The following is a 14547-nucleotide window of genomic DNA, read 5'->3' as shown; positions in this document are numbered from 1 at the left end:
CCCTTAACCGCGTGGTGCCTGGGCACTGGCAAGTTTTACGCTGGGGGTGGCCACTACTTTGCCCTGAATGCTGGCTTCGAGTGCCTGACGTTGTTGGGCGAGGGCGGCGAGGGTCGCTTCACTGGCCATTGGTGTGTCCTGTGGCGTGACTGGCGATCCCGGACGCACGCGTTGCAGGCCCTTGACCACGATGCGGTCGTCCTTGTTCAGGCCGCTGCGGACAATGCGCAGGCCTTCGAGCTTGGGCCCCAGTTCAACGGCGCGGTAGGCCGCAGTGTTGTCCTTGTCCATGACCAGGACGAACTTTTTGCCAAGGTCGGTGCCGACGGCTTCGTCGTTGATCAGCACCGCCGAATAGGTAGCGCTGCCGACCAGTTTCAGCCGTGCATACAAGCCCGGCGTGAACTGGCCATCGCTGTTGTCGAACACTGCGCGGCCACGGATGGTGCCGGTCTTGGGGTTGACCTGGTTGTCGACGAAGTTCATCTGGCCCAGGTGCGGGTTGCCGGTTTCATTGGACAGACCCAGGTACACCGGGGTGGTCTGGCCACGCTGACCCTGGCGGGCAAGCTGGGTGTATTTGAGGTACACGCGTTCATCGGCGTCGAAGTAGGCATACACCTTGTCGGTCGAGACCACGCTGGTCAGCGGGGTGACGTCGGCGGTGACGATGTTGCCGGCGGTGAACTGCGCCCGGCTGACCTGGCCGCTGATGGGCGCAGTAACCCGGGTGAAGCTCAGGTTCAGTTTGGCCAGGTCCAGTTGCGCCTGAATGGCGGCGACACCGGCTCGGGCTTCAGCAGCTGCGCTGGTGCGCGATTCGGCCAGTTCTGCAGAGATGGCGTTACTGCTGCGCAAGCGTTCGCCACGCTGGGCCTCGTTCTCGCTACGCACGGCGGTAGCGCGCGCTTGTTGCAGCTGGGCTTCGAGGCGGCGGACCTCAGCCTGGAACGGGCGCGGATCGATCTGGAACAACAGATCGCCTTTTTTCACCTGCGCGCCTTCGGCGAAGGCCACCAGGTCGATCTGACCCGACACCCGTGGCCGCACTTCAACGGTTTCCGGGGCTTCCAGCCGGCCGGTGAACTCGTCCCATTCGTTGATCGGTTGTTCCAGTACCTTGGCCACGCTGACCTTGGCCGCCGCCGGTGCCTGCACGGCCTCCGGGGTACGACCGCAGGCACTCATCACCAGTATTGCAAGTAGAGCCAAGGGGTAACGCAAAGGTTTGAGTGACTGTTCCATGGGGAGTCCGCCAATTTGTTGATAGTGGGCGGATTCTGCGATTTGTAACTATTAACGACGAATCGAACGAGGCGAAGGTAACTATCACCGGGAATGATATAAGCCAATCAAACGCGCTCTAGCCCAAGGCCTGCAGCAGGGTCCGACAAGCCTGCTTTAATCAATCTGAGCTTCGTTTGTCCTGACCGAACCCCACGGAGAACGCGCCCATGACCCGCCTCACCGCCAAAGACTTTGCCCCCGAGTTGCTGGAACTGTACGACTACTATGCCCACGGCCGGATCAACCGGCGCGAGTTTCTCGACCGCGCGGCGGCATTCACCTTCGCCGGCATGACCGCCAGCGCCTTGCTGGCCTCGCTGAGCCCGAACTATGCCCTGGCGGAGCAAGTAGCGTTTACCGACCCGGACATTAGCGCCGAGTACGTCACTTACCCGTCGCCCAAGGGCCACGGCCAGGTGCGTGGTTACCTGGTACGGCCGGCAACGGTCAAGGGCAAGGCACCAGGCGTTGTGGTAGTGCATGAGAACCGTGGCTTGAATCCCTACATCGAAGACGTCGCCCGGCGCCTGGCCAAGGCCGGCTTTGTTGCTTTTGCGCCCGACGGTCTGAGTTCGGTGGGCGGCTATCCGGGTAACGACGACAAGGGCCGCGAATTGCAGGCAACCGTCGACCCGACCAAGCTGATGAACGATTTTTTCGCCGCCATCGAATGGCTGATGCACCACGATGCCTGCACCGGCAAGGTCGGTATTACCGGGTTTTGCTATGGCGGCGGGGTGGCCAATGCGGCGGCGGTGGCCTACCCGGAACTGGGCGCGGCAGTGCCGTTTTATGGCCGTCAGCCCGAGGCCAGGGATGTACCGAAGATCAAGGCGCCGCTGTTGCTGCATTACGGTGAACTGGATACCCGCATCAACGAGGGATGGCCCGCCTATGAACAGGCGTTGAAGGCGGCAGGGAAGGTCTACGAGGTGTATTTCTATCCCGGTGCCAACCATGGCTTTCACAACGATTCGACACCGCGATATGACGAAGCAGCGGCGAACCTGGCGTGGGAGCGGACGCTGGCGTGGTTTCGAAAGTACCTATAGGTCCTTGGATTATTTCGGCTGGCGAAATTATGGATTGCGTCCGGCACCCATTCTGCTGCCAGCCGATCCCGTGCAGCATGGTATCCAGCAGCGCCACTCCCGGCGCTGACCCGGAGTTCAGAACATGCCAAGCCCGATCAAACTCTACAACTTTCCCAAATCCGGCCATGCCCATCGCATCGAACTGATGCTGGCGTTGCTCGACCTGCCGACCGAACTGGTCTTCGTCGACCTGGCCAAAGGCGAGCACAAACAGCCTGAATTCCTTGCCATCAATCCCTTCGGCCAGGTGCCGGTGATCGATGACAACGGTACCGTTATCGCCGATTCCAACGCCATCCTGGTCTATCTGGCCAAGGCCTACGGTGGTGAGCGCTGGCTGCCAGAGGATCCGCTGGGTGCCGCTCGCGTACAACGCTGGCTGTCGGTGGCCGCCGGCCCCCTGGCTTTCGGCCCGGCCGCAGCACGGTTGGTGACGGTGTTCGGTGCCTCGTTCAACACCGATGAGGTGATCGGCCGCGCTCACGCCTTGTTGCAGGTAGTTGACGCCGAGCTGGCCAAGGTGCCGTTTCTGACCGGCAACGAGGCGACCATCGCTGATATCGCCAATTACTCCTACATTGCCCACGCCCCCGAGGGCAATGTATCGCTGGAACCATACCCCAACGTGCGTGCCTGGCTTGCCCGGATCGAGGCGCTGCCTGGCTTTGTTCCGATGCCGCGCACGGTTATCGGCCTGCAAACCACTGCCTGACTCTCGAGGAATGCCGCCATGCACGAACACACGGGATCCCCCTGGCACGCAGGTGAAGTACGGCTGCAGGAGCAGGTCGGTGTTGCTGAACGCATGGAGGTGTTCGGCCGTAAAGTGATCCGCGACTATATGCCTGACCAGCATCGCGCGTTTTACCAGCAGTTGCCGTTTATCGTCGCCGGTGCCGTCGACGCGCAAGGTAAACCCTGGGCGACGCTGCTCGAAGGCCCGGAAGGCTTCGTCAGCTCGCCCGATCCGCAGCAGTTGCTGATTAGCACCGACCTCAACGGTGACGACCCGGCCAAACCGGGTTTCACCAGCGGTGGCGCCATCGGCTTGCTCGGGATCGAGTTGCACACCCGGCGGCGCAACCGCCTCAATGGCGTAATCCGCCAGGCCACGGCGGGCCAGCTGGAGGTGGCGGTAGAACAGTCGTTTGGCAATTGCCCGCAGTATATTCAGTTGCGCGAGTACACCCGGGTCGATGAGCCGTCGGGCGGCCGACGCGATTCAACGGTGCTCGATGCCGGCACTATCGCCATGATCGAACAGGCCGATACTTTTTTCGTCGCCAGTTACGCCGAGCATGAAAACGGCCAGCGCTCGGTGGACGTCTCCCATCGCGGCGGGCGACCGGGCTTCGTCAGGGTTGAAGGTAACCGCCTGACCATTCCCGACTATGCCGGCAACCTGCATTTCAACACCCTTGGCAACCTGCTGGTCAACCCGGTTGCCGGGCTGCTGTTCGTCGACTTCATCACCGGCAACGTGCTGCAACTGTGCGGCAGGGCCGAGGTGATCCTTGATAGCCCGTTGATCACGGCCTTTGAGGGTGCGGAGCGGATCTGGACGCTTGAGGTCGAGCAGGTGGTAGTGCGCCCGGCTGCCGTATCGCTGCGCTGGGCCTTTCATGAGTTCGCACCGACCAGCCTGATGACCGGTACCTGGGCCGAAGCTGAACAGCGCCTGCAACAACGTGAAAGGCAGCGGCAGTGGCTGGATTGGCGGGTGGTGCGCATCGAGCAGGAGAGCCGTGATATCCGTTCGTTCTACCTGCAGCCTGAGCATGACACGGCCGTGAGGTTCGCCCCGGGCCAGCACATTCCTGTGCAAGTGCAACTGGACGGCAAGGCGCCGCTGATCCGTACCTACAGCCTTTCCAGCGCGCCATCCGACGGTTATCTGCGCATCAGCGTCAAAGCACAAGGGCCCGCCTCGCGGCATCTTCACGCGACTGTACAGGTCGGTGAACGGCTGCAGGTGCGCTTGCCCATGGGCAACTTCACCCTCGATCAACACAGCGAGCGGCCCCTTGTTCTGATCGGAGCAGGCGTTGGCATTACGCCGCTGATCGCCATGCTGCGCGAGCAGCTGGCCAGTGGGCAGGCAAGGCGTATCGAGCTGTTCCACGGCGGGCGTACGCTGGCCGACCTGCCGTTCCAGCAGGAACTCGCCGCGCTTTGCGAGCAAGCTGCTGGCCGCCTGCGCCTGCACCGCGCGCTCAGTCAACCCGAGGCGCAGGCTGTTCACGGGCGCGATTATGAGTTCGCCGGTCGCCTTGGCATCGCCCAGATCAAAGCCACGTTGGCGCTGGACGACTATGACTTCTACCTCTGTGGCCCGGGCAGCTTCACTCAGGATATCTACGAGGGGTTGCGCGGCGTGCACGTGCCCGACGCACGTATCCATGCCGAAGCGTTTGGCCCCTCGACCCTGCGCCGTCACACTGATGACAACCAGCCAACGCTGCAGCAACCCCCGGCCGCCACTGAGGCAGTGCCGGTGTACTTCGCCAGCTCCGCCAAAGAGTCGCGCTGGACACCCGACAGTGGCACGCTGCTGGACCTTGCGGAGAGTCGTGGTTTGTCGCCGGATTTCAGCTGCCGTGGCGGTTCCTGCGGTACTTGCAAAACCAGGCTGGTCAGCGGTCAGGTCCACTACCCGAACCCGCCCGCCGAGCTGCCAGAGCCGGGCAGCGTGCTGATCTGCTGCGCCGTACCGGCCCAGGCGCAAGAGGGAGCGCAGCCATTGGTGCTGGAGCTCTAGCACCAGCACTGGAATAATCGCCCGACGACAACGCGTGGGGCGCGACATGGACCAGATTCACCTGATGAAAGTGTTCGTGGCCGTCGGCGAGCTGGAAAGCTTTGCCGCCGCCGCGCGCCGCCTGGGTATATCGCCGGCGGCGGTGACCCGTGCTGTCAGCGCCCTGGAGGAGCAGCTCGGGGTCAAGCTGTTGTTGCGTACCACACGTAATGTGCGCCTGACCGAAGCGGGTGGCCGCTACCTTGAAGACACCCGGCACATCCTTGCCAGCATCATCGAGGCCAACGAAGCCGCCGCCGGTATCAATGCTGCGCCCAAGGGCGACCTGGCAGTGACCGCGCCGATCCTGTTCGGCAAGAAGTTTGTCATGCCTTGCATCGTCCGCTATCTGCAGGAGTACCCCGAGGTCGACGTGGCAGCGTACTTCCTCGACCGCGTGGTCAATCTGGTGGAGGAGGGCATGGATGTCGCCGTGCGCATCGGTGAGTTGCCCGATTCCGGCCTCAAGGCGTTGCGCGTGGGCCGCATGCGCCGGCTGCTGTGTGCCTCGCCCGAGTACCTCGAGCACTATGGCACACCGCGCCATCCCGGCGAGCTGCAGCGCCACCAGGTCATCGCTACCGGGACGCTGTCACCGCGCACTGATTGGCGTTTTGGCGCCATCGATGCCCCGACCCAGGTCCGAATGAAACCGCGCCTGACCGTGACCGGCAACGACGCGGCCATCGCCGCAGCCAGTGCCGGGCTCGGGATCGCTCGGCTGCTGTCCTACCAAGTGGCTGACGAGCTGGCGGCCGGGCAGTTGCAGGTGATTCTGGCCGAGTACGAGGAAGCGCCGTGGCCGATCCACATCCTGCATCGGGAGAGCAAATATGGTTCGACCAAGGTGCGTACGTTCATCGACATGCTGGCGGAGCACTTGCGCGGGCAGACGCATCTGGCCTGACCCACATTTCTCGGGTAAACCGCAGACCTGTGGGAGCCGGCAGCACGGCGATTGGCCGGTGAGTCAAAACACATTCGGATACAGTCGCCTTTTGCCAAGGCTTCATCGTTCTGCTGGCATAGGCGCTTCATAGCGAGCCACGTCAGGAGACAGGCGATGAAAACCATGGTGGTGGGTGCCAGCAAAGGGCTGGGCAGGGCGTTGATCGAGGGACTGGGCGAGGCGGGCGATACCCTGATCGGGGTATCGCGCAGCCAGCCCCAAGGGCTTGTGGCGCAAACGGGTGTAGCGCTTCAATGGATCGAAGCTGACCTGACCAACCCCGAGGAAGCTGTACCACACCTGCATCGCGCCCTGGACGGCCAAGGGCTGGATACGTTGATTTACAACCTGGGCATCTGGGAGCCCCAGGCCTTCACCTCGGCCTATGACTTTCTCGGCGACGATGATGCCCACATCCAGGCCATGGTCAGTTGCAATGTCAGTGCCCCCTTGTTGCTGATCAAACGCCTGCTGCCGTTGTTACTCAAGAGCGAGCGGCCGCGGATCATCCTCACCGGATCGACCTCGGGCCTGCCCCGAAGTGGCCGGCCGGAAGTGACCTTCGGTGCTTCCAAGTTCGCCCTGCGGGGTATTGCCGATGCCCTGCGCGAAGGCTATCGACAACAGAACCTGGGGGTGACCTGCCTGAACCTGGGCTACCTGAACACCGACGATCTGCTGTCCACACCGCGAGACATTGCCGAACAGCACGGTGAAGGGCAGTTGATTCCGGTGCATGACGTAGTCCAGGTGGTGCGCATGGCATTGAGCCTGTCGTCGGCCAGCTTCGTCAGCGAGCTGACCTTGCCAGCGATAGGCGATGAGCGTTTCTGACGTCCTCAGGCGCTCTGCGTTGCATTCAGTTGTGCAGGCAGTTCAATAAGCGCGCACAAGCCTCCGCTGTCACGATTGCTCAGTGTCAAGGTACCGCCGATGGCCTGGGTCAGCTGATGGGCGATTGCCAGGCCCAGGCCAGTACCGCCAGTGCTGCGGTTGCGCGAGCCTTCCACCCGGTAATACGGCTTGAGGACTTCAGTGAGCTCGGTGTCAGGAATGCCGGGGCCGTTGTCCATGACCCGGATCAATGTGCTGCGGTTGTTGCCCGAAGCAACCTCCAGCTGGGCGCTGTCGGCGAACTTGAGCGCGTTGTCGATCAGGTTCACCAACACCCGGCGCAAGGCATGTGGGCGGGTGTTGAGCAACGCGCCGCAGGTGCTGCCAAGCGTCACCTGTTGGCCGCTGTCCTGGTAGTCGAGCACCAGGCTGTCGAGAAACGCATCGAGGTTGATCCGGCAGCTGGCTTCGGTGCTGCCGTCGATGCTTCGGGCATAGGCAACGCCCTCGCGCACCAGGTGCTCCATGGCCTCCAGGTCGCTCCAGAGCTTGTCTTTCTCGTGAGAGCTGTCCATCACTTCAACCCGCAGCTTCATGCGCGTGATCGGTGTCTGCAGGTCGTGGGAGATGGCCGCCAGCAGCTGCATGCGCTCTTTGAGGTAGGCGGCAATGCGTGCCTGCAGTGAGTTGAACGCCAAGGCGGCGTACAGCACTTCTCGCGGGCCGCTTTCCTCCAGCCGTGGGCCGGGTACATTCGGGTCCAGGCTGTCGACGGCACGGGCCAGGCGCGTCAGCGGGCCGATGGCAGTCTTGACTGCCAGCCAGGTACACAGCAGCAACAGTGCCAATTGCACGAGCAATACCGCTGGCAACCAGGCCGACAGCGGTATGGGCGCCGGCGTGACATCCACGGTCAGCGGTTTGCCGTCGCTCAGGCGCAGGTGCACCTGAAAGTGCGGGTTTGGCCCGGGAATGTTCTGGAAACTCAATGGATACTGATGGCCGATGGCAGTGTAGATAGCCTGTGCCGCCATCGGCGCTTGGCTCAACGTCAGCGGCTGACCCGCTGTCCCTTCATCAAGCCGGTAGCGGTGGGTGCGACGTTCCAGGCGCGGCAGCCAGGCGGCACGTTCGTCAGCGGGCAAGCGATTGAGGATGGCGACCGTCGTCGATACGTCCTGCTGCAGGTTGACCAGCATCATCGAACGCGAACTGACATAGCGTTCATAAAACTGAAAGCTGAACGACAGCCCGTAAGCCAGCACCAGGCCAGTGAAGAAGATCAGTGCCAGACGTGCCGCCAGGGTGTGCGGCCAGCGTAGCTGCAGCTTCATGACGAGGGCTCGACCAGCTGAACCGCTAGCGAGAACACATAGCCTTCACTGCGCACGGTCTTGATGTAGGCAGGTTCCCGGGCGTCATCCTGCAGGCGCTGGCGCAGGCGGCTGACCAGCAGGTCGATCGAGCGGTCAAAGATGTCCGCCTCTCGGCCCTGGGTCAGGTTGAGCAGCTGCTCGCGGCTCAGTACCCGTTGGGGATGGTCGAGAAACACCCGCAGCAAGCGGTATTCGGCGCCACTCAGGGCGACAAGGGTATTGTCGGCATCGAGCAGGTGGCGCGCGGTGGTGTCCAGGCGCCAATGGCCAAAGCCGATCAGGCGGCTGCTTTCGCTGATGTTGAGGTTGGGCGGCAGCATCCGCGTTCGGCGCAGCACGGCGTTGATGCGGGCCAGCAGTTCGCGGGCGGAAAAGGGCTTGCTCAGGTAGTCGTCGGCGCCCATTTCGAGACCGATGATGCGGTCGGTTTCGTCATTGCGGGCGGTCAGCATCAGCACGGGCGTCGCCTTGTGCTTGCCGGCGCGCAGTTCGCGACACAACAGCAGGCCGTCGTCGCCGGGCATCATGATGTCGAGCACGATCAGGTCGACCGCGTTGCTCTCCAGAAACGCGCGCATCTGCCGGCCATCGGCGACGATCGAGGTGCGCAGGCCATTCTTCTTCAGGTAGTTGCCTACCAGTTCTCTGATTTCGCGGTCGTCATCGACAATCAATACGTGGTCGACATGATCCATGCCCGGCTCCTGTTCCAGTGCTTGGCCCGAAGTGTACAGAGCCCGGTAGCGCTCGCGCTCCGGGGTTTGTATTGCAGTGTATCTGCTGTGGCAATTGATACGTGCTGAGATAAACCGGCGAGTTCCAGACACATCGTCGATACCTGGCACGCCTCAAATAGGTCTCAACGGCGAGGGCCCTTCCTCACCGACAGAGGGTGAAGCCTTCACCCGGGAGACTGTTATGACCTTCAAGACCCTGGCCCGCATCGGCCTGGTCGCGATCTTCGGCCTTGGCACCCTGGGCGCCTATGCCGACAGCATCGCACCGATACAGGATTACCATTACGGGCAGCATCTGGATGTGAAGAAAGTCGTGGCCATTCATGACCACAACGCCACCGCCTGCGGGGTGGTGGTGGCTGAAATGGACTACCTGGACTCCAAGGGGCAACCCCATAGCGTGCAGTACGAAAACTACGCCACCGGTGCCTGCCATGATGGCGGTTGAGTTCACTCAAGGAGGGTGTGTCTGATGGCAGTGTTCACATTTTTTGGCGGCGCGTTGCGCCGCCTCGATCCGACGCCACGCAGGCTGGGTGTTGCCGCTGTGCTGGCTGCTGCGCTGGGCGCTCTGAGCCTGGGTAGCCGTCTGTTCGCCGGGTCTTCGCAGCTGGAGAAGTTGGGGCCAATGCCCGAGCTGAGCGGTGCGGTGCAGTGGCTTAATTCACCCCCGCTGAACCGCGAAGCGCTCAAGGGCAAGGTGGTGCTGGTGGACTTCTGGACCTACGACTGCGTCAATTGCCAGCGTAGCCTGCCGTACGTCAATTCCTGGTCGAAGCGTTATGCCGACCAGGGCCTGGTAGTGATTGGCGTGCACACGCCGGAGTATGACTACGAGAACGATATCGGCAATGTACGTGAGCAGGTTGCCAGGCTGGGTATCCAGTACCCGGTGGCCGTCGACAACCGATATGCCATCTGGAACGCCTTTGGCAATCAGTTCTGGCCGGCGCATTACTTTGTCGACGCTCAGGGCCAGGTGCGAGCCGTGCATTTCGGCGAGGGCGCCTACGACACCCAGGAGCAAGTGATCCGGCAGCTGTTGGCTGAGCGGCGCGGGCTTGCTCCTTGATGCCGTCGCGTTATCAGGACAGGAAGCCACCGTCCACGTTCAGGGCCACACCGGTGGTGTAGCTCGACGCGTCACTGGCCAGATACAGCACCGCACCGGCCATTTCTTTCGGGTCGGCGACACGCTTGAGCGGGATCTGTTGCAGTGCGGTGTTGAGGATGGCGTCGTTCTTGACCAGTGCCGAAGCGAACTTGGTGTCGGTCAGGCCTGGCAGCAGGGCGTTGCAGCGAATGCCGAACGGTGCGCACTCCTTGGCGAAGACTTTGGTCATATTGATGACCGCTGCCTTGGTCACCGAGTAGATGCCCTGAAACACCCCGGGTGAAACACCATTGATCGAAGCGACGTTGATGATGCTGCCACCGCCGTTCTCGCGCATCAGTTTGCCGGCTTCAACCGACATGAAGAAATACCCGCGGATGTTTACGTCGACGGTCTTTTGAAATGCGCCGAGGTCGGTGTCCAGGACGTTACAGAACTGTGGGTTGGTGGCCGCGTTGTTGACCAGGATGTCCAGGCGACCAAACTGTTCGCGTATGGCGGCGAACGCTGTGTTGATCTGCTCCATTTCACCGATATGGCAGGCGATGGCGGTGGCTTTGCCACCGGCTGCGACGATGGCGTCGGCGACTTGCTGGCAGCCTTCAAGTTTGCGGCTCGAGACAATCACATGCGCGCCTTGCTGGGCCAGCAGGTGGGCAATGGCCTCGCCGATGCCGCGGCTGGCGCCGGAAACAAACGCGATCTTGCCATCGAGGTCGAACAGTTGGGTCTTGGACATCGTCTTTTCCTTGTTGTAGTCGTCAGAGGCTGGACTTGGCAATGACCTGCAGGCTCATGTGCTCCAGCAGTGTGTTCATGTGAATGAACTGTGCGAAACGCTTGTCCTGGGTCTGGCCATGGAAGAAGCGGTAGTAGATCTGCTGAACGATGCCGGCCAGACGGAACAGGCCGTAGGTGTAGTAGAAGTCGTAGTTATCAATGGTGATGCCTGCGCGCTCGGCGTAGTAGTCAACGAACTGCTGGCGGGTGAGCATGCCCGGCGCGTTGCTTGGCTGGCGCCGCATCAACTGCACTGGTGCCGGGTCGTTGGCTTCTATCCAGTAGGCCAGGGTGTTGCCCAGGTCCATCAGCGGGTCGCCGATCGTGGTCATCTCCCAGTCGAGCACACCGATGATGCGCATCGGGTTGTCGGCGTCGAGGATGACGTTGTCGAAGCGGTAGTCGTTGTGGACGATGGCTGGCTTGGGATGATCGGCAGGCATTTTTTCGCGCAGCCAGGCGATGACTTTTTCCCAGCGCGGTGCATCCGGAGTCAGGGCCTTTTCATAGCGGCTGCTCCAGCCTTCGATCTGGCGCTGCACGTACCCTTCAGGCTTGCCCAGGTCGCCCAGGCCGCAGGCGTTGTAATCCACCTGGTGCAGTTCGACCATGCGATCGATGAAGCTTTTGCACAGCGCTTCGGTGCGTGCGGCATCCAGCCTGAGCTCCGGCGGCAGGTCGGAGCGCAGGATGATGCCTTTGACCCGGTCCATGACGTAGAACTCGCCGCCAATCAGTGCTTCGTCGGTGCAATGCACGTAGGCCTTGGGGCAGTAGGGGAAGCCACTGTTGAGCTGGTTGAGGATGCGAAATTCGCGGCCCATGTCATGGGCCGACTTGGCCTTGTGGCCGAAGGGAGGGCGGCGCAACACAAATTCGTGTTCCGGGTACTGCACCAGGTAGGTCAGGTTGGAGGCGCCACCGGGGAACTGACTGATGCGCGGCAGGCCGGTCAGGCCGGCAATATGCGCCTTCAGATAAGGGTCGATGACAGCGGCATCGAGCTCTTCGCCGGGGCGGACCTGGGTGGACTGATCGGTGAGCGTCATGCTTTTCCCTTATTTTTGAAGCCAGAGATTATTGGCTAATCTAATTCTGGTAGTGGCGCCGGACAAGCCACAAACCGCTTTATAGGCTAGCGTGTTGCCGGTCGATCAACGTCCCTGATGGCGCCTGTAAAACCGCGGGGCGAAAAAAAACCGAAGCCGTTGCGGGCTTCGGTTTTGCTTGGCATCAGCGCAGGGCTCAGGCCGGGAACAGCTCGCTCAGCTTCATCGACAGCATCATGTCGCCTTCAACGCGCAGCTTGCCGCCCATGAAGGCCTGCATGCCGTCGGTTTCGCCGCTGACGATACCCTTGAGGGTTTCGCTGTCCAGCACCAGGGTGCAGTTGGCGTCGGCGTTTTCGCCTTCCTGGATTTCACAGGTGCCATCCTTGACGATCAGGGCGTAGTGCTTGTCTTCGTCGGTGATGTTGAAACCGAACACCAGATCCAGACCGGCAGCAGCGGCAGGGTTGAACTTGGACTTCATCGCTTCGACGGCTTTTGCTACATCGCTCATGGTGTGTTCCTTATTAAGTGATTGGCGTGACCTGCACGGTCACAACGAGCCGATGCTCATCGGTAGGTGATGAGCTCCGGCGCCCTCAACAGTTGCACATGGGCCTGACTGTTGAAGGAAGCCAGGGTCACCTCGCGGCCACGGTACTTCAGCTGGCTGAGCGAGGTGTTGATGATCTGCCAGTTCAGCGCGAACGCCTGGCTGGCAGTGATACGGGTGACCAGGTGGAGCAGGGCGGTGATGGTCCCGCCCGAGGTAAAGATGGCGACGTTTTCGCCGCTGGAGGCCTGTGCGAGCACGCGCTGCAGCCCGCCGTCGACACGTTCGACAAAGGTAGCCCAGGACTCGATATCGTCACAGTCGTATTCGCCGTCATGCCAGCGCTGGATCATCAGCGCGAACAGGCGTTGAAACTCGCTGCGATGCTGCGCGCCGTTGCGCAGGATGTGCCGGGCTTCAGGTTCGTCCGCCAGCAGGCCGGGCAACAGGGTGCGGATTACTGCATCGGCGTCGAGCTCGTTGAAGGCGATGTCGGTGTCCACCGGCGGCACGGTGCAGCCTGTGCGCTGCATGGCGGCCAGGGCCAGGCGGGCAGTGTCCTGTTGGCGGCGCAGGTCGCCGGCGACGCAACGGTCCAGGTGTACACCCACGTGCGCCAGGTGTTCACCGAGCGCTTCACTCTGGCGGATGCCCACGGGCGAGAGGACGTCGTAGTCGTCTGCACCGAATGAGGCCTGGCCATGTCGAATCAGGTAGATGCTGCCCACGTTGTGCGCCTGCGGTAAGAATGAGGCCGAGGTTAGGGTGCCTCCAGCGGGCTGTCAACGAAAAAACATACAAGCGTTTGAAAAGAGCGTTTGAACTGCATTGCCGAACATTTCCTACGCTGGCAGGGGCAGGGCGGCGTCGGTATGCTTGACTATCGGTTTGCGCCGTTCGGGCGCCAGCATGTTAAGGAGTTACTGTGGAGTTTCTTGCAGAGTACGCAAGCTTTCTCGCCAAGACCGCGACCCTGGTGATCGCGATTCTGGTGGTTCTTTCGGCGATTGCCGGGTTACGTGGCAAAGGTCGGCGCAAGGCTGGCGGGCAGTTGCAGGTCAACAAGCTCAACGAGTTCTACAAGGACTTGCGCGAGCGCCTGGAAAGCAGCCTGCTCGACAAGGCCCAGCTCAAGGCCCTGCGCAAGCAGCAGGCGAAGGCAGAAAAGCAGCAGAAGAAAACACCTGAAGACAAGCCGCGGGTGTTCGTGCTCGATTTTGATGGCGACATCAAGGCCTCGGCCACCGAGAGCCTGCGCCACGAGATTACCGCCGTGCTGAGCCTGGCCACGCCCCGCGACGAAGTGGTGTTGCGCCTGGAGAGCGGCGGCGGCATGGTGCACAGCTACGGGCTGGCTTCGTCGCAACTGGCCCGGATCCGTCAGGCCGGTATCCCGCTGACCATCTGCATCGACAAGGTCGCTGCCAGCGGCGGCTACATGATGGCCTGCATCGGCGACAAGATTGTCAGTGCGCCGTTTGCCATTCTCGGTTCGATTGGCGTGGTGGCGCAGTTGCCCAACGTCAACCGGCTGTTGAAAAAGCACGATGTCGATTTTGAAGTGTTCACGGCCGGTGAATACAAACGCACCGTAACCGTGTTCGGCGAGAACACCGAGAAGGGCCGGGAGAAGTTCCAGGAAGACCTGGATGTGACTCACCAGCTGTTCAAAGACTTTGTTTCACGCTATCGCCCGCAGTTGCATATCGACGACGTGGCAACCGGTGAAGTGTGGCTTGGCGTTGCCGCGCTGAACAAACAACTGGTGGATGAACTCAAGACCAGCGACGAGTACCTGGGCGATCGCGCCCGCGAGTCGAACCTCTATCACCTGCATTTTGCCCAGCGCAAGAGCCTGCAGGAGCGGGTCGGGCTGGCAGCCAGCAGTTCGATCGAAAGCACCGTGCTCGGGCTGTGGAGCAAGCTGGGTAAATGGCGCTGAGCATTATGTAACACCAGCGTATTGCGCTATTCGAC

Annotated in this window: 15 protein-coding genes; 8 read left to right on the top strand and 7 right to left on the bottom strand. The window is 61.8% G+C overall.

Translation table 11 applies throughout. The annotated features are described in order from the left end of the window. Nucleotides 1–3: 3 nt before the first annotated feature. Nucleotides 4–1245 (bottom strand): multidrug efflux RND transporter periplasmic adaptor subunit MexE, encoded by a 1242-nt coding sequence (gene mexE / locus DM813_RS22310; RefSeq protein ID WP_128325570.1) that lies wholly within the window; start codon nucleotides 1243–1245, stop codon nucleotides 4–6. Between the two features lie 209 nt (nucleotides 1246–1454). On the opposite strand from mexE, the gene yghX reads away from it, so the two are divergent. From yghX to DM813_RS22285, 5 genes are all read left to right on the top strand, one after another. Beyond that, on the top strand, nucleotides 1455–2339 hold the full coding sequence (gene yghX / locus DM813_RS22305; protein WP_128325569.1) for a YghX family hydrolase: 885 nt from the start codon (nucleotides 1455–1457) through the stop codon (nucleotides 2337–2339). Nucleotides 2340–2463: 124 nt separating this feature from the next. Beyond that, entirely contained in the window at nucleotides 2464–3093 is a 630-nt protein-coding gene (locus DM813_RS22300) for a glutathione S-transferase family protein (protein ID WP_128325568.1), read from the top strand. Nucleotides 3094–3111: 18 nt separating this feature from the next. Further along, the gene (locus DM813_RS22295) at nucleotides 3112–5139 is read left to right on the top strand and encodes a pyridoxamine 5'-phosphate oxidase family protein (protein WP_128325567.1); all 2028 of its coding nucleotides are present in this window, start codon (nucleotides 3112–3114) and stop codon (nucleotides 5137–5139) included. Between the two features lie 46 nt (nucleotides 5140–5185). Beyond that, complete coding sequence (locus DM813_RS22290) at nucleotides 5186–6085, top strand: LysR family transcriptional regulator (RefSeq protein WP_128325566.1); 900 nt, start codon at nucleotides 5186–5188, stop codon at nucleotides 6083–6085. A 156-nt stretch (nucleotides 6086–6241) separates the two neighbouring features. After that, a complete protein-coding gene (locus DM813_RS22285; RefSeq protein ID WP_128325565.1) occupies nucleotides 6242–6961 on the top strand; it encodes an SDR family NAD(P)-dependent oxidoreductase in 720 nt (239 codons plus the stop codon). Nucleotides 6962–6966: 5 nt separating this feature from the next. On the opposite strand, the gene DM813_RS22280 is transcribed toward DM813_RS22285, so the two are convergent. Then, entirely contained in the window at nucleotides 6967–8295 is a 1329-nt protein-coding gene (locus DM813_RS22280; protein ID WP_128325564.1) for a sensor histidine kinase, read from the bottom strand. Next, nucleotides 8292–9032, bottom strand: coding sequence for a response regulator (locus DM813_RS22275; RefSeq protein WP_128325563.1), 741 nt, complete (start codon nucleotides 9030–9032; stop codon nucleotides 8292–8294). The genes DM813_RS22280 and DM813_RS22275 overlap by 4 nt, the downstream gene beginning before the upstream one ends. 223 nt (nucleotides 9033–9255) lie before the next feature. Between DM813_RS22275 and DM813_RS22270 the strand changes: the two genes are divergently transcribed. Both DM813_RS22270 and DM813_RS22265 read left to right on the top strand, forming a co-directional pair. After that, complete coding sequence (locus tag DM813_RS22270) at nucleotides 9256–9522, top strand: DUF2790 domain-containing protein (RefSeq protein ID WP_128325562.1); 267 nt, start codon at nucleotides 9256–9258, stop codon at nucleotides 9520–9522. Between the two features lie 24 nt (nucleotides 9523–9546). Beyond that, entirely contained in the window at nucleotides 9547–10146 is a 600-nt protein-coding gene (locus tag DM813_RS22265; protein ID WP_128325561.1) for a thioredoxin family protein, read from the top strand. A gap of 13 nt (nucleotides 10147–10159) precedes the next feature. On the opposite strand, the gene DM813_RS22260 is transcribed toward DM813_RS22265, so the two are convergent. From DM813_RS22260 to DM813_RS22245, 4 genes are all read right to left on the bottom strand, one after another. Continuing rightward, nucleotides 10160–10927 carry an SDR family oxidoreductase gene (locus tag DM813_RS22260; protein WP_128325560.1) on the bottom strand — a complete coding sequence of 256 codons (768 nt, stop codon included), beginning with the start codon at nucleotides 10925–10927 and terminating at the stop codon, nucleotides 10160–10162. Nucleotides 10928–10949: 22 nt separating this feature from the next. After that, the gene (locus DM813_RS22255; protein WP_128325559.1) at nucleotides 10950–12017 is read right to left on the bottom strand and encodes a phosphotransferase family protein; all 1068 of its coding nucleotides are present in this window, start codon (nucleotides 12015–12017) and stop codon (nucleotides 10950–10952) included. Nucleotides 12018–12213: 196 nt separating this feature from the next. Then, on the bottom strand, nucleotides 12214–12531 hold the full coding sequence (locus DM813_RS22250; RefSeq protein ID WP_128325558.1) for an SCP2 sterol-binding domain-containing protein: 318 nt from the start codon (nucleotides 12529–12531) through the stop codon (nucleotides 12214–12216). Nucleotides 12532–12587: 56 nt separating this feature from the next. Further along, nucleotides 12588–13298, bottom strand: coding sequence for a histidine phosphatase family protein (locus DM813_RS22245; RefSeq protein ID WP_128325557.1), 711 nt, complete (start codon nucleotides 13296–13298; stop codon nucleotides 12588–12590). 197 nt (nucleotides 13299–13495) lie between these two features. Here DM813_RS22245 and sohB point away from each other — a divergent pair, with 197 nt between their 5' ends. Next, entirely contained in the window at nucleotides 13496–14512 is a 1017-nt protein-coding gene (sohB, locus tag DM813_RS22240) for a protease SohB (RefSeq protein ID WP_128325556.1), read from the top strand. Nucleotides 14513–14547: the final 35 nt, after the last annotated feature.

It is taken from the genome of Pseudomonas alkylphenolica (genome assembly GCF_004025535.1).
GTDB classification, from domain to species: Bacteria; Pseudomonadota; Gammaproteobacteria; order Pseudomonadales; family Pseudomonadaceae; genus Aquipseudomonas; species Aquipseudomonas alkylphenolica_A.
This window is presented reverse-complemented; position numbering and strand designations above follow the sequence as displayed.